The sequence below is a fragment of the Vibrio cidicii genome (genome assembly GCF_009665415.1).
Classification (GTDB): domain Bacteria; phylum Pseudomonadota; class Gammaproteobacteria; order Enterobacterales; family Vibrionaceae; genus Vibrio; species Vibrio cidicii.
The window spans coordinates 2755261-2776124 of sequence record NZ_CP035921.1 but is presented as its reverse complement, the minus strand read 5'-3'; the positions used below and the strand labels follow the sequence as shown (position 1 = coordinate 2776124).

Here is a 20864-nt window from a genome sequence, read left to right as displayed (position 1 = left end):
ATTGGTTGTCAGTTGGGAAGGGATAAAAATCAAACAGGGAGATAGTGTCTCGAGGTGTATGCAGCGTGATTATCGCGAAGTCTTTTGGCAGTGAGGTCACAACAACCTCCACAACGAAAAGGCGTGGAAAACGCAAGCCACTGCCAAAGACATTGCCTCGTGAAGTTATCGAGCTCAATTTAGACGACCATGAAAAGCAGTGCTCATGCTGCAATCATGACCTTCATAAAATCGGTGAAGACCGTAGCAAGAAACTTGAGCTCACGCCAGCGGTGTTTAAATTTTTGAAATATGAAACAAAAAGAGGAACGTTCCAGTTCCTCCCCTAATCGATACGTTTTCCTTCTAGAGACCATGCCATTGGGTTGGCATGCTCTCCAGTGTATAGCATTTAGCGCTAAACCTTGCTATTGAGCCCAGCGGTAAGTGAGTTGTATCGCGATAGTATCCACATCGTTTTCTCGCAGAAAATAGCGTGAAGCCTGCAAGCCAAGACCCCATTTCTCCGAAAGCGCATACCCCACTTCAGCCCCTACATAACCATTAAAGCCGTCAATGTCCGTCTTAATGGTGCTACCTTGATAGGTACTTTCAATATCCGCATTCCAAAATAGGCCACCGAGATTGGCTTTGGCATGCCAAGCGTCACGTTGCCAAAATTGATAGCCCACCTCTAAGCCGACACCGCTGGCCAAAATGGGCGAGACACTCGCCACACTTTGATGGTACTCCTGTGGCGAAGTGGTCGCGCCACGTAGCGTCGCGCTCCCCTCTCCCATATCCACATAGCGCAGCATCGCTGACCACTTTTCATCTAACTGATACCCCAAGCCAATCGAACGGTAGAAGCCGTTATCGTCGGTTGAGACCACATCCGCCATGCTAACAGCGCTGCGCTCATCGGCATGGCTGACGCCCATCTGCGCATCGAGATACCAAGCCGCTTGAGAATTAAAACTCAGCGCAGCCAGCAGTGCCAACCAGCCCTTTTTGCCAACACGACGCAACGCGCCAGCGAGAGTGAGTAACATTAATGCCATACCGCCTAACGGACCTCCTGAACTGTTTGATACATCGACATCTTTCACTAGTTTCACCGTTACCGTCACCTTGCCTGTATCTTGCAGACCTTGGCTGTCTTGGATGACATAGGTGAGAACATCCGTACCTTCAAAGCCCAAGCTCGGCGTGTAGGTCACCGTTTGGTCAGCGTTTTTCACCACTTGTCCATGCTGAGCTTGAATTGACACTAACGTCAGCGCGTCATTATCAACATCACTGTCATTGGACAGGACATTAATCGTGACTGGTGTGCGGTCGTTGGTTTCAACCACATCATCCTCTGCACGCGGATTTTGATTGTTGAGTACGTTGACCGTCACTTTTGCCGTCCCCGTACCGCCATTACCGTCTGTCACGCTATAGGTAATGGTCGCCACACCGAAAAACTGTGACTGGGTGGTGTAACTCAACTGATTGTTCACCACGCTGACACTGCCGATATCCACCGAAGCGCTGCTTAAGGTTAAGCTGTCGCCGTCGGCGTCCGTGTCGTTACTCAGCACATCGATCACCACGCTGCCATTGCGCGTGACCACGGCAGTATCGTCACTTGCCTGTGGCAGCGCATTGCTGCTGGCGCGAGCGGCAACACCACCTGGGTCAACCACGCTGCCGTTTGCCATGCCGTCATCATCGTTCGGCCCACCGTCTTGGACGGTAAGTTGCACACACCAGTGGCCTTCAGTTAAGCCCGGCGTCCATGCACTGTCTCCCGGAGGCGGACAGTAGCCCGCTTCACCGGAAGTAGACGCAATCGAGTTGTCAGCATCTTCAACAAAATCGACCCAGCCCACATCAGCTCGGAACTTACGATAAACAGCATTCGCCGGAACAGGCAGGCGCTGCGGCATCACCAATTGATAGCTCTGACCGGGTTGTGGCAAGTTGGTCGCCACAAAGTCAAAAATACCGCCAATGTTGTCCGCCTCGTTGTCGACTGTCAGCTCATTATCCAGCAAGCGCGCTCCACCTGTCTGGTTTTCCACGATGGTGACACCTTTGCGCAAACAAACGCCAGGTTGACCTTCAATAAGGAAGCTGTCGTTCTCTGCTACCGTTTGCTGAATCACGTTGCAGTCAGAGATGGCATCCAGATAATCAGGAATGCCGTCACCGTCGCTGTCGCTGTGGCCTTCTTGGTCATCCGGAATCAAGTCGCCATCACTGTCTTCACTACCAAGTACTGCCAGTGCTTCAACCACTTCCAGATAGACATCGTGGGTGACTGAAAGCGGTGGTGTGCCATTGTCAGTGACCGTCAGTTGCAGAGTGTAAATTGCTGAACTGAGCGTTTGCGGCGAGAAGGTCAGTGTGTCGCTGCCTGTCTGGCCTACAATCGCTTGATTGAGCGCGTCGTTGCTACTACTCCATGCAAAGGTGTGGGTATCAGACGCGTTAGCATCCGTCACACTGCTGGTGATGGTCACCAACTCCGTGCCATTTTCAATCTTGCTACGCTGCTCTCCCGCCTGAGACACATTGACCGAGACTTTAGGTGCCACGTTCTCTTCAAAAATCGTCAAGGTATAACGACGTTTACTGCCGAGGTTGAGCGTGTTGTCCAAGTCGATCACTAAGGTTTCTGCACTTTCACCCTGTCCATCATTCAAGATAGCAAAAGAAAGCTTGCCTTCGGTTCCGCTGGTAATCACTACTTCACCCGAGGCGAGAGTATGGTCACTGCTGTCCGTGCTTCCCGATACCGTGTAAGGCACGACCACTGGGTAACTCGGCGCAGGGCCGTTGAGGTACACAGAGACTGAGTGGTTCGTACCTTCAGTGGTTTGTGCATCTTTGGAAATGCTGATAAGCGGATGCACAATCACGGTTTGACTTGCCTCGGCCACATTACCTTGCGAGTCTTGGGTACGCCAATACACCGTATTGGCCCCAGGACGGAAGAAGGTATTGTTGTCGACCAAGGAGACCGGTAATGGTTTACCCGTGCTGTCTTCGGCGATCGCGGTCCCCAACGCCACTTTGGTAAAGAGTGAGGTCGCATTCACTTCCACATCGGCTGGTGCGGTAATGGTTGGCGCATCCAATTTCGCGCTGTTAATGGTCACGGTCGCTTTCGCGGTTGCTTTACCGCCGTTACCATCTTTCACACCATACTGCACCGTCACGGTACCAATCGCGCTCGTCACCAGTTGGATTTGGCTGCCAACCATCGTTGCGCTTCCTGAGGTCGCTTTTACCCAATCCAGTTGCAACGTATCTTGGTCAACATCACTATCATTGCTCAGCACATCAAGCAGATAGATACCATCGTTGCTTTCAGTGAAGACAAAGCTGTCGTTGACCGCCACTGGCGCATCGTTGACGTTAATAACCGTGAGGTTAAACGCTGCGAGAGACGTACTGAGCTCACCGTCGGAGACGGTAATAACAATATTCTCCGTGGTGCCAACATGTTCGTTGGCTGGCGTACCACTGAGTACACCGGTTGCCGTGTTAAAACTCGCCCAAGTTGGTTTGTTGCTGATAGAGAAGCTCAAGCTGCTACTGTCCACATCCCCTGCCTGCGGCGCAAAACGGTACGCACTGTCTTCGTTGACCGTCAGCGCAGGAGTGCCACTGATGCTTGGCGCGTCGTTGACGTTATTCACCACAATACTGAAGGTATTGAGTGTGGCTGTGGCTGAGCCATCAGAAACCGTGATAACAATCCCCGCATAGGTGCCAACATCATCATTCGATGGCGTACCACTAAGCGTACCTGTTGCTGCATCAAAGCTCGCCCAAGCAGGTTTATTCGTGATACTGAAGGTGAAGGCTTGGCTGTCAACATCAGACACTTGCGGTGTGAACAGATAAGCGCTGTCTTCATTCACTTGCGTTGCTGGTGAACCGGAGATAACCGGTGCATCGTTAACGTTATTCACGGTAATCGCAAACGCTGGCAACGAGGCCGAAACGCGACCATCGGACACGCTGATCACAATACCCGCATGCGTACCCACATCACTGTTACTTGGCGTGCCAGAGAGTGCGCCTGTGGCCGTGTCAAATGCCGCCCAAGATGGTTTGTTAGCAATCGAATAGGTCAGTGTATCGGCAGGGTCATTATCCGATGCCTGAGGCACAAACTGATACGCGCTATCTTCATCCACTTGCGTTGATGGGCTACCGCTAATCACTGGCGCGTCATTGACGTTACTCAACGTAATGGTCACCAACGCCGCTTCAGAGGTGAGTTCACCGTCACTGACGCGGTAAGTGAAACTGTCCTGACCAAAGAAGTTGCTGTTACCCGTGTAGACCGCTTGGTTACCCGTGATGGTCACGCTACCGTTGACTGGCGCTGTTGCAACGTGATAGCTCAACGACGAGCTTTCTACATCGCTACCATCTAAGGTGATGGTGAGTGGTGTTTCTTCCTCTCCCGTCGCGCTGACATCGGTAGCAGTGGGTGTATCGTTGACCGCATTGACGGTCAGATCGACACGCACTTCCGTTGAGTCCAGTTCACCGTCGTTAACCTTGAACAAGAAGAAGTCGGAGCCATTGAAGTTCGCTTCTGGTGTGTAACGCCAACTGTTGTTGGTCAATTGTTCTAGCACACCATGGCTAACTGGTTCAGTGATAACGTACTGCAGAGTGTCATCATCGTTATCAATGTCTGAACCAACCAGCGTGATCACCAAACTCTTATCTTCATCCAATGTTTGTGACTGTGCTTGCGCCATTGGTGCATCGTTAACGGGTGTGACCGTCATGGTCACTGTCGCAACGTTAGAGACTGCGCCTGCTGCGTCTGCCACTGTGTAGGTGAAACTGTCTTCGCCAAAGTAGTTTTCTTCAGGGCTGTAGACAATCGCGCCTGACGCCGTCACGCTTACACGACCATGGGCGGGCTCATCGACCACTTTAACGCTGGTGAGATCAAAACTGTCTCCCGTATCGACATCGCTATCGTTACCCAATACGTTGACTTCAAACGAGCCTTCTTCCAGTAGCTGCGCACTGTTATCAACCGCTACGGGGGCATCATTGACCGGCGTAATATTGAGCGTGACGGTTGCCGACGCTGAAACCGCCTGGCTACTGTCGGTCAGCGTGTAGGTAAAGCTATGCTGACCATTCACGTTTGCTGCCGGCACAATGTTCAAGGTGCCATCGGCGTTGACACTCACCGTAGCGAAACTATATACCCCCTCGCCTTGACCAAGATCTTGCAAGGTAATACTGCTCGCGGTGAATGACCCATCTTCGATGTCACTGTCGTTACTTAAAACATCGAGTGTCGAGGTGACGTCTTCATCAAAGGTAAGCGTGTCTGCCGACGCCACGGGGGCGTCATTGACGGAACCGATATTCACGCTGACCGTCGCCGCAAGCGAAACGCTGCCTTCACTATCGGCGATAGTGTAAGTAAAGCTGTCGCTGCCATTTTCATTCGCATTCGGCGTATAGACAAAAGTGCCTGCAGTTTGATCAATGGTCACTTGTCCTTTTTGAGGCAAGCTCACCAATGCCAAATCACCCGTTGGGATGCCATCTTCCACATCCGTCGTTTGGCTACGCACACTGAGCGCCGCGCTGGCGGTATCTTCGTCGGTAGTGATGGTCAATGCTTTCGCCACTGGCGCATCATTGATGGCACTGATAGTGACGGTCACTGTCGCTTCTTGAGACTCCAGTAACAGGGCATCTTTCACGGTATAGGTAAAGGTGTCCGTGCCTGTCTCATTGCTGTTTGGCGTGTAGGTAACAACGCCGTTGCTGATCGACACCTGACCTTTACTTGGTGGCGTTTTCACCATCGCAGAAGAAGCGACCATGTCATCATTAATGTCGGAATCGTTGGCTAACAGATCAAATTGTTTCGCCGTATCTTCCTCCGTCGAGAAGCTGTCATCAACCACCGTTGGTGCGACATCGTAGCGTTTAGTTACGGTATCTGTCACCGCATCAGAGGCATTGCCTGCGGCATCGGTGACCACCACGCTGACTGTCAACGTCCCCTCTTGCAAACTTGTGACGTCAATGCCCGTGACTTGCATCGTTTCAGAGGTGATGGTTTGACTCGCGCCGTCAATGGTCGTGGTACCGTCGCTCACGCTGTAAGTGAACATCGCGTTCACTTCCGCTGCTGCGAAGGTAAAGCTCATTGCCTGTTCGTTGGTTTTGTTAATGCTCTCCTGATCAATGCTGATGCTATGTCCAGTCGGGATCCCCGTATCCACTGAAATCAACAACTGAGTTGCTGCCGTATTGAGGTTGCCAGCCGCATCGCTAAACTTCTCTGCGGCAACATCAATGGTTGCATCCTCAGTGCTCTCTTCTGCAGGTGTAAAGGTGGCCGTGTAGCTGGTGCCACTGCCCGCAAAGTTAGAAAGCGTTCCGCCAGCAACGATCACATCGGCTTCGGCAAAATCCGTTGCTGCTTCACTCAAAGTAAAGGTAAGCGTTGCCGTTTCACCCGCTTTCAGCGCATCGCTGGTGCTAGTGATACTGACGGTTGGAAGCACAGTATCGACGCTGATGGAAATTGGTGTTGCTGCACTGTTGCTGTTACCAGAGGCATCGGTAAATGTGCCTGTGGCAACATCAATGGTGCCGCTCGCCGTACTCTCATCCGCTGGTGTAAAGGTCGCGGTGTAGCTGCTACCACTGCCTGCAAAACCAGATAGGCTGCCGCCACTGACCGTGATATCCGACTCAGTGAAATCAGTCGACGCTTCACTTAAGGTAAAGGTAATGGTCGCCGTTTCGCCCGCTTTCAGCGCCGATTTATCACTCGAGATAGTCACACTCGGCACTAAGCTATCAACGCTCATAGACAGTTGAGACGCAGCAGTGTTGCTATTCCCCGCCGCATCGGTAAAGACATCTGCCGCCACGTTAATCGTCGCTGCACTGTTACTGTCGACATCCGGCGTAAAGGTGGCGGTGTAGCTGCTACCACTGCCCACAAAGTTGGACAGGCTGCCGCCACTGACGGTGATATCCGACTCGGCAAAGTCACTCGACGACTCACTCAAAGTGAACGTGAGTGTTGCCGTTTCGCCAGCTTTGAGCGCCGACTTGTCGCTGTTAATACTCACTGTTGGTTGAGTGGTATCGAGTGTAGCGGTAGCTAGTACAGGTGCTGCTGCATTACCCGCATCGTCAGTAACAGTCACCGACAAGTTTAGGGTGCCATCATTTAGGCTGCTGATGTCACCAATACTCACGAGCTGATCCGCTGTACTGATACTGCCTGAACCTGTTACATCAGTGCCACCGCCATTACTGCTTAATACATAATTAAAGGCTGAGCCACTTTCTGCACCGCTAAAGGTAAAGCTCGCTGAACTCGCCTCCGAGGCGTTATAGGTAGTGTCATTCAATGCCACGCTGTGGCCCGTTGGCGTCTGGGTATCGACACTGATGCTCTGTTGCGTAGCCGCCGTGTTGCCATTGCCCGCCGCATCAGTAAAGGTATTCGCCGCAACGTTGATGGTCGCCGTGCTGGTTGTATCGGCGGTTGGGGTAAAGGTTGCCGTGTAACCAGTGCCGCTGCCAGTAAAGCCTGACAAGCTGCCGCCCGTCACGGTAATGTCGCCCGCCGTGAAGTCACTGCTGCTTTCCGACAAGGTGAAAGTCAGCGTCGCGGTTTCCCCCACTTTCAGCGCCGTTTTGTCGCTACTAATGCCAATGCTTGGCAACGCCGTATCGACCACTTGGACACTTTGCGTCGCTGCACTGTTCGGGTTACCCGCCGTGTCCGTCGCCACGTTGGCCGCAACATCCACCGTGAGGTTGCTGGTGCTGTTGGCCGTTGGCGTCACCACCAAGGTGTAGACCGTGCCACTCACCGCCGAGAAGGTGCCCTTGGTTCCACCGGACACGGTGATGTCGTCGGCGGTAAAGCCCGTCACGCTCTCACTGAAGGTAAAGGTGTACAGCACATCGCCCGTGGCCGTGCCCGTTGTATCGTCACTGATGGTCACCGTTGGTGCTACGGTGTCGAGTGCGCTGCTCGCGGTCACCGCCGAGGCGCTGTTGCCCGCGCTGTCCGTGACGATGACCGACAGCGTCAGGGTGCCGTCATTAAGATTGGACAGGTCGATGCCACTGACGGTCTCACTGGCGCTATTCACCGTGCCTGTGCCCGTCACGCTGCTGCCGCCATTGCTGCTGCTGATGGTATAGCTGTAGTTCGTCCCCACTTCCGCGTTGCCAAAACTGAATGACGCCGCCGTTTTCTCCGCATTCGAGTACAGCGTATCGCCAAACGCCACACTGTGACCCGTCGGCGTTTGGGTATCGACACTGATAGTCACTTGCGTAGCCGCAGTGTTGCCATTGCCCGCCGCATCGGTAAAGGTATTCGCCGCAACGTTGATGGTCGCCGTGCTGGTTGTATCGGCGGTTGGGGTAAAGGTTGCGGTGTAGCTGGTGCCACTGCCTGCAAAGTTAGAGAGCGTTCCGCCAACAACGGTCACATCGGCTTCGGCAAAATCCGTTGCTGATTCACTCAAGGTAAAGGTCAGCGTTGCCGTCTCGCCCACTTTCAGCGCCGTTTTGTCGCTACTAATGCCAATGCTTGGCAACGCCGTATCGACCACTTGGACACTTTGCGTCGCTGCACTGTTCGGGTTACCCGCCGTGTCCGTCGCCACGTTGGCCGCAACATCCACCGTGAGGTTGCTGGTGCTGTTGGCCGTTGGCGTCACCACCAAGGTGTAGACCGTGCCACTCACCGCCGAGAAGGTGCCCTTGGTTCCACCGGACACGGTGATGTCGTCGGCGGTAAAGCCCGTCACGCTCTCACTGAAGGTAAAGGTGTACAGCACATCGCCCGTGGCCGTGCCCGTTGTATCGTCACTGATGGTCACCGTTGGTGCTACGGTGTCGAGTGCGCTGCTCGCGGTCACCGCCGAGGCGCTGTTGCCCGCGCTGTCCGTGACGATGACCGACAGCGTCAGGGTGCCGTCATTAAGATTGGACAGGTCGATGCCACTGACGGTCTCACTGGCGCTATTCACCGTGCCTGTGCCCGTCACGCTGCTGCCGCCATTGCTGCTGCTGATGGTGTAACTGTAGCTGGCCCCCACTTCCGCGTTGCTAAAGCCAAATGATGCCGCCGTTTTCTCCGTATTCGAGTACAGCGTATCGCCAAACGCCACACTGTGGCCCGACGGCGTTTGGGTATCGACACTGATGCTCTGTTGCGTAGCCGCCGTGTTGCCATTGCCCGCCGCATCGGTAAAGGTATTCGCCGCAACGTTGATGGTCGCCGTGCTGGTCGTATCGGCGGTTGGGGTAAAGGTCGCGGTGTAGCTGGTGCCACTGCCTGCAAAGTTAGAAAGCGTTCCGCCAACAACGGTCACATCGGCTTCGGCAAAATCCGTTGCTGATTCACTCAAGGTAAAGGTCAGCGTCGCGGTTTCGCCCACTTTCAGTGCCGTTTTGTCGCTGCTAATGCCAATGCTTGGCAACGCCGTATCGACCACTTGGACACTTTGCGTCGCTGCACTGTTCGGGTTACCCGCCGTGTCTGTCGCCACATTGGCCGCCACATCCACCGTGAGGTTGCTGGTGCTGTTGGCCGTTGGCGTCACCACTAGGGTGTAGACCGTGCCACTCACCGCCGAGAAGGTGCCCTTGGTTCCACCGGACACAGTGATGTCGTCGACGGTAAAGCCCGTCACGCTTTCACTGAAGGTAAAGGTGTACAGTACATCGCCCGTGGCCGTGCCCGTTGTGTCGTCACTGATGGTCACCGTTGGTGCTACGGTGTCGAGTGCGCTGCTCGCCGTCACCGCCGAGGCGCTGTTGCCCGCGCTGTCCGTGACGATGACCGACAGCGTCAGGGTGCCGTCATTAAGATTGGACAGGTCGATGCCGCTGACGGTCTCACTGGCGCTAGTCACCGTGCCTGTGCCCGTCACGCTGCTGCCGCCATTGTTGCTGCTGATAGTGTAACTGTAGCTGGCCCCCACTTCCGCGTTGCTAAAGCCAAATGATGCCGCCGTTTTCTCCGCATTCGAGTACAGCGTATCGCCAAACGCCACACTGTGGCCCGATGGCGTTTGGGTATCGACACTGATGGTCACTTGCGTGGCCGCCGTATTGCCGTTGCCCGCTGTATCGGTAAAGGTATTCGCCGCAACGTTGATGGTCGTCGTGCTGGTTGTATCGGCGGTTGGGGTAAAGGTTGCCGTGTAACCAGTGCCGCTGCCAGTAAAGCCTGACAAGCTGCCGCCCGTCACGGTAATGTCGTCCGCCGTGAAGTCACTGCTGCTTTCCGACAAGGTGAAGGTCAGCGTCGCGGTTTCGCCCACTTTCAGCGCCGTTTTGTCGCTGCTAATGCCAATGCTTGGCAACGCCGTATCGACCACTTGGACACTTTGCGTCGCTGCACTGTTCGGGTTACCCGCCGTGTCTGTCGCCACATTGGCCGCCACATCCACCGTGAGGTTGCTGGTGCTGTTGGCCGTTGGCGTCACCACTAGGGTGTAGACCGTGCCACTCACCGCCGAGAAGGTGCCCTTGGTTCCACCGGACACAGTGATGTCGTCGACGGTAAAGCCCGTCACGCTTTCACTGAAGGTAAAGGTGTAGAGTACATCGCCCGTGGCCGTGCCCGTTGTGTCGTCACTGATGGTCACCGTTGGCGCCGACGTATCTATCGCTATGCTGACCGAGGACGCGGCGGTGTTACTGTTACCTGCCACATCGGTAAAGGTATTCGCCGCAACGTTGATGGTCGCCGTGCTGGTCGTATCGGCGGTTGGGGTAAAGGTCGCGGTGTAGCTGGTGCCACTGCCTGCAAAGTTAGAAAGCGTTCCGCCAACAACGGTCACATCGGCTTCGGCAAAATCCGTTGCTGATTCACTCAAGGTAAAGGTCAGCGTTGCCGTTTCGCCCACTTTCAGCGCCGTTTTGTCGCTGCTTATGCCAATGCTTGGTAGCACGTTATCTAACGTAATCGTCGTGCTGGCCGCACTTGAGGTGTTGCCTGCACTATCACTTTGGCTCGCCGTGACCGTCAAGGTACCGTTGTTAAAACCACTGACGTCAAACTCGCTGCTGTCAATCGTCCAATCACCGCTGCTATCCGCGGTTACGGTGCGGCTGTCAGTGTTGCTGTTGTCGGTAATAGCCACCGTGACACTGTTGCCAGCTTCCGCGCCCGTGCCTGCAATCAGCACGTCGTTGTCTTCCGCGGCGTTCACCTTACCATCGCCTTCAATCGGCGTAGTGATGGTGGGCGTTGGTACTGAGGTATCTAACGTAATAGCCAAACTTGCGCTATCAGCGGTATTGCCAGCTGTGTCTGTTGCGCGCGCTGTGATGGTGTGGTCACCTACCGTCAGTGCTGAGCTTGCAGTAATGCTCCAAACGCCACCACTGACAACAGCGCTGCCGATGATGCCATCGACATTGGAAACGAGAGTAACGGTGTCACCGGTGGTACCTGATCCTGTAAAGGTTGGCGTTGTGTCATTGGTTATGTTGTCGGTATTCGAAGTGCCTGTGTCGCTGCTCGCCGCGAGATCAGGAGTGCTTGGCGCGGATGGCGCCGTGGTGTCAATCGTTACACTGAGAGCACTTGAACTGCTGCTGACGTTATTTGCCGAATCCGTCGCTTTGGCGGTAATTGCATGCGTCACTCCTGCCGTTAATGCGTCGGTCGTGATCTGCCAGTTACCACCGGTTGCAGTGCCAGTGCCTATAACGGTTGAGCCACCGCCGACTTGGTCGCTATACAAGGTAACGGTCGAGCCACTTTCGGCAGTACCACTAAAGGTTGGCGTCGTGTCATTGGTTATGTTGTCGGTATTCGATGCACCTGTATCAGAGGCAGCATCAAGATCCGGTGTGGACGGCTCGTCCGGCGCCACGTTATCCACCACGGTAATGGTGAAGGACTCTTGGAAAGTGGTGGTACCGTCATCGCTTTGTACGCAAATGCTGTAACTTCCGGGCGTCAGTGCCGTTTTACTTTGCAAGGTACTACCTGTGAATTGGAAACTGTCGTTGCCCGTGCTGGCACTACAGGTCCCATTTGCACTGCTGCTTGCCGCAACCAAGCTATAGGTGTGAGAGTCTGCACTGTCCACATCGGTGGTACTGGCGGTCGCAACTGTGGCTGCGCTTCCTGTTGCTGACTGGTTCACCGAAGTCGCTGAAAGCGAAATATCCGTTGGTGCATCATTTTGCGCCGTTATGTTGACCACGGCCTGATTGGTGCCCGTGCTGTTGGCCGTTCCATCATTAAACGTAAAGTCCAACGTGACGCTAGCAGCAGGATCTTCTGAGCTGTTCTGGTAGAAAATCGCCTGCAATACTGAATCAACAATCGCTGATGTTGCGTTGCTATTAAAGCGCAAAACAAGCGTTCCGTTTGAATTAGTGGTCACCGTACCCACAGTCGTATCGTTGTACGTAAAGCTGCTACCTTGAGCGAGCGCACCGAGCAGCCCACCATTAGTAAAGATGTCTTGGCTATTCGCACCGCCGTTTCGAGCAATGGTTAGCGTGGCGTCGTTGTAGTTACCCAAGCCGCTATTGAGTGCATCTAGCTCGGTATCTGCAACAGTTGCGTTGTTATCAATAGCAACGGCACTGCCATTTTCGGTAAAGGTATTACCGCCATTGAGGCCACTAAACGTTGGTGCGTCATTCGGTGTAATAAAAGTGATTAAGGTATCGCTACCGCTGTCTGCAACCGTGAAATCTAAAGAAGCCGCTGGGCTATTCGAAAGTGAGATCGCGACTTCAACGCTAGAGAAATCGGTACCATTGGTATCGATTTGCAGAATATTGCTGCCACTAAAACGCACATTACTCTTACTGAGCCCGGTCACACCAGTTAGCGTGATAGTATCGCCGACGCTCAAATCCGTAATGGTGTCGCCTGAGAGATTTGACGCACTGCCGACAAAATTATCATTGCCAGCATTGCCTGTCATTGAATCGGTACCACCACCCGGTCTGATGGTATCCGCCGCGCTGCCACCGACAAAAGTATCGGCACCATTAAAGTCGGTTGCGGAGATAACCAAGGCATCGCCGCTCATGGCGCTGGCATTCAAACTGATATTACCCACAACCGCACTGCCACTGGCGTTTGTTACGGTTACGGGATTGCCGTTTGAATCAAAATTATCGGTCAGCGTAATTGTGAAGTTATTGTTGGTACCAATAGCGAGGTTTTCAATTTCAGATACGCTAGTGGTTGAAAAGTCGAAGGTACCGCCATCCATTAACTTGAGCGTTTCTGAGCCGCTGGATCCGCTAATTGCTGTGCTAAAGTCACTGACGTTGGCCGCATCGATAGCCACGGTTGCACCACTGGCTAAACTCAGCGTACCGATATTGAGGAACGAACCACCTGAGAGATCGGCACCTGTTGATGCAAGCACGGTATCTCCCACACCCGAATCACCCGTCAGTGTTCCTGCGTAGCCACTGCCCTGAACATTAAACGTGACAGCATCCGTACTTGAATCTGCGGTGACACTGGTCGTCGCATTACTGATTGTCACCGTCCGAGTGTTATTGCTCGCATCACCCAGACTATAATTCTCAACGTCAAACAAGGTGGTGATATCACCATCTCCAGTGATGGAAATCGTTTCACTTCCCGTCGCGGTCACTGTGCCAGAAAACGCTTGGTGCTGAGCGGCGGTCATGGTCACGCTTGCACTACTTGCTAGAGTTAAATTGTTAACGCTATTTACCGTACCACCGGCGATATTCGCTCCGTTTGAAAGTGAGAGCGTATCAGCCACACTACTTTCACCAGAAAGTGTGCCCGTCAGGGTCAGAGAGCCAGCGTCAAATGTGATTGCATCGGTTCCCGAGGTTGCGGAAACCGATGCACCTCCAGTAGCAAGAGTAATAGTTCTGGTGTTAGTTGTTTCATCCCCAACAACAAAACTTTCCACATTGGCTAAGGTCGTGAAATTGCCATCACCTGATATCGTGATTGTTTCTGACCCGGGTGCTGTGATCGTTCCTCCAAACTTTGAAGGCTGATTGGCTTTCATGGTCACAGAAGCATTGTCCGCCAAAGTCAGGTTTTCAAAATTAACTATCGTGGCACCAGAGATATCAGCACCACTGGAGAGACTCAGTGTATCTATACCACTTGCAGGGTTTAACGCACCAGTAAGAGTTAAACTGCCGGCAACAATAGTGTCATTGCCGCTGCTACCGGTAATATTTTGACTACCACTGGATAAGGTGACGCTGTTCGCCGCGCCCAACACATAGGTTTCAATACTGCTTGCCGCAGTAAAACCATCGGTTGCGGTCGAAATAGTGATCTGTTCTGTGCCTGCACCACTGATCGCACTGAAACTATCGTGCTGCGCTTCTGTCATCGTGACCGATGCGCCGCTGTCTAATGAAAGGGTTTCGAATGTGCTTACCGTAGCACCTGCAATATTCGCCCCATTTGCCAACTCTAAAGTATCGCTATTGGTGCTGCCGGTTAATGTGCCAGAAGCAATTACTGCACCAGTCTTAACCGTAATAGCACTACTGCCACCTGTCACATTTTGTGCTGCATCACCTAAAGTGAAAGTTAACGGGGCATTAAGAACATACGTTTCGATGTCGGCATCGCCCGACAGCACACCATCACCGTCTGCACTGCTAATGGTAAATTGGTTGGTTCCGGTTCCATTGATGGTGGTAAAGCTCTCATGCTGCGCTTCCGTTAAGGTGAGCGAGCCATCGTTATCTGGCGTCAACGTTTCAAAGTTGGTTAGAGAGGTGAGAGTCGACAAATCGGTGCCAGTTGTTACAACAAGTGTATCCGTGCCTGCACCGCCATCGGCGGTAGAGCCTGCAGCGTGTGCACTATTCGATATCGTCAGTGTCTCATCGTCGCTGCTAAAGGTAATGGCAGGTGAAAGGTTCGTGCCCGTTGTTGTATTAAAACTAGCAGCGGTAGAACTTGCTGCGTTCACATCTGAGACACTAATCGTTGAGGTACGTGATGTACTGCTATTAGTACCATCACTGACGACAACAGTGATTGTTCTTGCTGTCGTATTGGGGGTGCTGGAGGTGTTATTGTAGGTAATTGCTTTAAGAAATGTAGCCACTTGACTTGCGGTTGCTGTAGCCCCAGTAATGCTGATGGTATCTTGCAACGATATCGCCGAAGAACCTGATATTCCATCAAGCGCATCTTGTGCTACGGCTGAGACTGATAAACCTTCAGAGGCGCCATCTTGATCATTAGTCAAACTGACGGTGATGGTTTTAATCGTATCGCCATCAGCATCGGTGACAGCGACATTTGATGCGATATTGACCGCACCACCGCCTTCTGAGAAGCTAATAGTGTTGTCATCGCTTCCAGACGTTGAGTCTAAATCAACCACGGGGGCTGTATTCGCCGCGACGGCGGAACCAGTTACAATCGTATGTATAACAAATCGGGTGTCATAATCATTTGTTGCTGTATTTTTAAAGTGGAATTGTACTTCATCTACATTCTGCCATCGAGCATCAGTGTAATCTGAACCTCGTCTCTTTGTGAATTTTTGCCCATTTGAGTCAAAAGAAGGAACTGATATGGTTTCACTGAATTCTGTACCAGAATCATCATTACCGACAATCGTTAATTCATAGTTACTTGTGTTTGTTGGTGTATTCGTGTAGATGATAAAAGAATCTAGACTAAAGTTATTGCTGTTATTGCTCGTGTAAAATTTATACGCTCTGTCCAGTTGAACATCAGACACAGTGCCTAGCACCATATTATTCGAAAGAGCACCAGCCCCATTGAATATCAGCATATCGGATTGGGAGGTATAAGAATCCCCCGAATACCCCGCATCTAACAAGTAAGTGAAATCGCCTGAATGGCTAATATTTCCCTGCTCTGGTGTATTAGATTTAGTGGAGTAATCGATTGTTTCTGCTAATGCACTGCTGCAGCTCAAGGCTGTATAAGCAACACACAATTTAGCGGAAATACCAGTCCTTTTTTTCAACTTCATCTTTTTTAACTCCACTTTTAATATGGGAATACATCCAACCCTGAAAAACCTTTGCCTTAATGTTTTGTTGTATTACCTATTTCTTCAGACACTTACTGTTTTGTATTTAGGTCAAGTACACAAAGGCAACAACTTTTCTAATCTAGGTCTAACATTATCAACACAGCGCCTCACCTTCATATAACAATGGCTGAAGCGCTTATAAACGAACAAATATCAACTATGAACGTGACGGATATATGCCAACTAACACTATCTGCCAATTCACAACCTGCAGTGGATTTATAATACTGAACGAACTTGACTGCCCACTATCTCCAATAGTAACTGTACCACCACTACCACCAGAGCTGTCTATCGCTAGTCCAGATATCTCCTTCAATGTTGGTTCTGGAGATAACCCACCAGCTTTATAGAAATTTGCACTAGTTGTGCTGGCAGATATATAAGCACCTTCACTTGGCTCTGAACTATTCCCTGGGTTAGTTGCAGCCTGTAAAGAGGCAGTTACACCACCACTACCACCATAGGGCACAAATACAGCAGCATGTGAGTGTTTTGGTAATTGTAACGAGTTCAACGCTATGTCTTCTAAGCCAAAACGTAAGCCCAATTGATAATTTCTACCGCCCGGCATGACTCCCATACCAACAGGACTGCGCCCCCTTAAATCGGGCAAGCCAAAAGAGGTGCGAGCATCTCCACCATACATATCACCGAGTAACGAAAATAGTGCTGCATTTTCATCGACCGCAAGCACTTGCCCCCAGCAAACTGCCCAGTTTTCAATTGTAAAATTGCCGCCAAAGGCGGTGAGCGTACCGAGATACGGTTCTGTAGCCATACTGACCTTCCTTTTAACATATGAATATACGGTAAACAACTAACCCGCAACATAATTGATATGAATGGTTAAAACTTTCCATTCCTACATTACTAAATACCGTTCCGTGCTTTATCACTGCCGCAAAGAATCGTACTTAGATGTCTCTTTACTCATAGGGCGACGAGCGCTGGAGCAGTGACATCCCAGCGTCCAGCCCAGCCATTTGCGCATAGCGATAACCGGTGAACACGCCTTGCGCTGTGGCGATAACATCTATTGATATCGCGCCATCTAAAGTTTTCACCTGTAACCCATGTTGTGGGCTGATTTCGAGAATGGTTCCCGCCTCAACACCAACTAAAGAAGTCACCATTGCGCTTGCTTGCAAAACATTGGTAACACCATTTGGCAAGCTCAACATCGCACCACCGAAGTCATGATTGCCTGCTCGCGCTAAATTGACGATTTCGCGACTCGTTTGCACGTTCCAACGAATTTGCAGATCATCTTGGGTTACTGCTCGCGCTACTTTATTAGGAGTTAATGCTTGTTCACGCCAAACCAAACTTTGCTTTTGTTGCGCGGTGAGAAAGTCATACATCAGCTTAGCCGTCATTTGTGACGCTTTTTGCTGAGCACTGGTTAAGGTATCAAACGGGTGAAATGGGACCTCTAACTCCATTCCTATCGCACCGGAATCAGTCGATGCCTCAACGCGATGCAAGGTGAGGCTAAGGGTGTCTAAACCCTCTCTTAATTGCCAATAGAGAGGCATCGGGCCCCGATACTCGGGCAGCTTGCCCGGATGAATATTGTACAAGTTGCCGTTGAAAAACTGACACAGCGGGGAATGCACAATGTGCCTGAATAAATAGATCACGCCATCCGTGACTTGCCAAGCATCGAGTTGTGCCATCAAAGCACTGCTGTCATTGGCAGTATACTGAGCAATGTGGATCGATTGATCGCTCAGATAGCGCTGTAGCTGCTGTAAGTCAGGATTTAGTTCTCCTTCCGGCACTACCACGCCCGCCAATTTATGTTGTTGTGCCAACATCTGGATGATGGGTAAGGCGTAACAACTTCCTGTAAAAACGACGTATTTTTGCTGCATATCGAAATCATCCATGGGTGGCGACAAAACCTGGCAATCCGGTTAATTGATAATAGAAACAGACCTTATCCCCTCCCTTCGCTTCAAAGTAAGGGTGTTCAACGGCTTTGGGCTTGGCATCCACATAAAAAGTCATGTCGGGTTTAGGATGGGTGATGCCGGAGTCGTATTGTCCGACTATGGCATCTCCGTATGTATCGATATGGCTGTAAATAGCGAGGATACGTTTAGCCATATCTGGCACATCTTTAGGCAGCTCAACGGTGTTGCCTTGCAGCATTTTTATTCCACCATCTAGCTCAAAAATCTCGCTTTTGAGCAACATGGTTTTATTGACGTTAAGAATCTCTCCCAGCTCAATGCGATCATCTATCGCTTCTGGTTGGCAATGGCTGGAATGTGCATACTCAGCTTTTTTCCATTGCTGGTTAAATTCCGTCTCCCCGATGACCATCATGGCGCGCACAGATACCTGCTTGGGGATCATTTCACCTTGAATATGTAGATATTGAACCAAATGTTTCGCGATGCTGAGGAACCCTTCCCGACTAAAGCCATGCTGCATAGCTTCAAGTATCAGGAGATCAAACGTTTGAGATGGCGTAAATTGGGTCGCATCTTCTGCCACGACGGCTTCAATGTAGTCTGCGATATCGAGATCCGCGATCAGTTGATTGAGTGCTTTAATCGCTCCGGGGTGAATATCGACTAGTGTCACCTGAAGCTGCTCTGCGCTAATCCGATCACTTTGTTTGTAGTGAGCAAGTAAAGGCAGCAGCAATGGTGCAAAGGGGCCGCAAGCTGGATAAAGCACTTTAACCTGTGGCTTGTTGGCAAGCATTTTTTGGATAGCTTTGTCTGTTCCACACGCAAAGCCTTTGATTCGGTACACATCTTTGATGGTGTGCTTACCATTAAGCGGGGACATCACCAGCCCGGACGTCGAAATGTACTGTCGGGTTAGTTCCTCTTGGGTGAGTTTAGCCAAAGAAAGAGACTGGCAGGCGTTGCTATACATGGTTTGGAAAGCTTGCGTCAGTGTGTGATGCTCAACTTTCGTCTCCTGCAATACGAGCGCAGCTGCCTCAGCAAAACTCTCTTGCAGCTGCCGTTGGCGTTCAGCCGTGCTGAGTTGGCTTTGGAGCATTGATTCAAGCTGAGTCCGTAATGAGTACTTAAGCAGCTCATCCATTGCGGGTTCGGCAAAGGCACCTAACGTAGTAAGCGAGGGGGCAGCTTGGCTTTTTTTCAATTTGTCTAACAAAATAGCGATCCTTACATTTCGTTTGCACTTCGATGGGAAACTAGATCAATATGCATTTAAATTTAGTGCATGTCGTATAATTGGCAAAGCATTAACTAATTGTTAACGAATAAAAGATTAGTTTTTATGATGGTTGTGTGATCACAAGAAGATACTTAACAAAAAACCTGCATTACTCGGGGGGAGCAATACAGGTGTTTTTCGGGGTAGATGATTTGTCTATCAAACAATGTTCATTTCAACCTATTCATCTCGCGATCTCGTCATCGGCTCGCAAAGTCAACTTCAGCTTTTACTCAGATGTTGTTGGAAAAATGAAGTCATTTTGTCAAATGGGATCACATCCATCTGGTCGTACAGATCGGTGTGGTTGGCTCCCGGGATAATCATCAGCTCTTTTGGCTCTGCAGCCGCTTCAAAAGCGGTTTCGCTGAAATAACGAGAGTGGGCCTTCTCTCCATGAATAAACAGCACCGGACGAGGCGAGATCTCTGCGATGTACGTTAGGATGGGCATGTTCATAAACGAAAGTGGCGTAGTCAAGGTCCATGAGGCGTTGGAATTGATCGCGCGAGGGTGGAAGCCGCGCTTAGGTGACTTGTAGTACGCCGCATACTCAACCACAAACTGCGGCTCACCGCCTTTCAGCTCAAGCGACACTGGGCCGTAAGCTGGTTGACCTTTTTCGGCATCAGCCCAACGTTGTTGGCTCAGTTGCTCAAGCGCCGCGGCTCGCTGCTCTTGTGTTACGCTATCGTGATAGCCTTTTGACATCACCCGAGTCATGTCATACATGGTGCTAACCGCCACCGCTTTCACCCGTTTGTCGACTGCTACGGCGTTAAGAGCCATACCGCCCCAGCCGCAAATGCCAATCACGCCGATTCGTTCACGATCCACATTCGGCAGTAAGCCAACGAAATCAACCGCAGAGCTGAAATCTTCGGTGTTGATGTCTGGCGATGCCACGTTGCGTGGTTCACCGCCGCTTTCACCCGTGTAAGAAGGGTCAAATGCGAGAGTCACGAATCCGCGCTCTGCCATCGTTTGTGCATATAAGCCCGAGGATTGCTCTTTCACTGCCCCAAACGGACCACTTAATACTAAAGCGGCAAGCTTACCGCTGACATTTTTTGGTTGATAGAGGTCGGCAGCTAAGGTAATACCATAACGGTTGTTAAAGGTGACTTTTTTATGCTCTACTTTATCGCTTTTAGTAAATGTTTTATCCCACTCATCACTGAGTTTGAGTTCTGATTGGGCCATCACTTTATTTGATGTCATAGACGCTACTCCTAATGTTACTAAACCTGCGCCTGCTAATTTGAGGACGTCTCGGCGTCCTGCATTTGGCGCTTTTTCTGCGTTTTCGCTCATTGCCATTTTATTGTTTGAATTCATTGTTAAATCTCCTATTAATGACATTCCAAATGACAAAAACATTGCCATTGAATATCATCAAATACGGTTTAATTAGTAATTTAATATAAAAAAATCCTGATGAAAAATTACGAGATTCTTCTCTTTAAAGTCAGTTCTATTTTCAATTTTATTACGTAGTGTCGACAGAAAGACAATATTTATCGACACCTAATATTCCAAATGTTCCGAAAATAAATTTATGGCTAAGAATTACTTATC

General features: G+C 51.1%; 5 protein-coding genes and 1 pseudogene. 1 reads left to right on the top strand and 5 read right to left on the bottom strand.

Annotated features, from left to right (window positions below):
• Positions 1-92: 92 nt before the first annotated feature.
• A pseudogene (locus tag EWA64_RS13775) lies at positions 93-293 on the top strand (IS66 family transposase zinc-finger binding domain-containing protein); the annotation flags it as partial.
• A 114-nt stretch (positions 294-407) separates the two neighbouring features.
• Here EWA64_RS13775 and EWA64_RS13770 read toward each other — a convergent pair.
• The 5 genes from EWA64_RS13770 to EWA64_RS13750 form a co-directional block, all read right to left on the bottom strand.
• Positions 408-15398: an Ig-like domain-containing protein gene (locus tag EWA64_RS13770; RefSeq protein WP_369435800.1), complete on the bottom strand. Its 14991-nt coding sequence runs from the start codon at positions 15396-15398 to the stop codon at positions 408-410.
• 841 nt (positions 15399-16239) lie between these two features.
• Positions 16240-16863 (bottom strand): phage tail protein, encoded by a 624-nt coding sequence (locus EWA64_RS13765; protein WP_061894723.1) that lies wholly within the window; start codon positions 16861-16863, stop codon positions 16240-16242.
• A 148-nt stretch (positions 16864-17011) separates the two neighbouring features.
• Entirely contained in the window at positions 17012-17959 is a 948-nt protein-coding gene (locus EWA64_RS13760) for a formyltransferase family protein (RefSeq protein WP_244881483.1), read from the bottom strand.
• A gap of 7 nt (positions 17960-17966) precedes the next feature.
• Positions 17967-19223, bottom strand: coding sequence for an SAM-dependent methyltransferase (locus EWA64_RS13755; protein WP_244881482.1), 1257 nt, complete (start codon positions 19221-19223; stop codon positions 17967-17969).
• Positions 19224-19508: 285 nt separating this feature from the next.
• Entirely contained in the window at positions 19509-20624 is a 1116-nt protein-coding gene (locus EWA64_RS13750; RefSeq protein WP_061894720.1) for an alpha/beta hydrolase, read from the bottom strand.
• Positions 20625-20864 lie beyond the last annotated feature (240 nt).

Coding starts and splice junctions, on each gene's coding strand:
- EWA64_RS13760 (WP_244881483.1), bottom strand. CDS start 17,959: ATGCAGCAAAAATACGTCGTTTTTACAGGAAGTTGTTACGCCTTACCC.
- EWA64_RS13765 (WP_061894723.1), bottom strand. CDS start 16,863: ATGGCTACAGAACCGTATCTCGGTACGCTCACCGCCTTTGGCGGCAAT.
- EWA64_RS13750 (WP_061894720.1), bottom strand. CDS start 20,624: ATGAATTCAAACAATAAAATGGCAATGAGCGAAAACGCAGAAAAAGCG.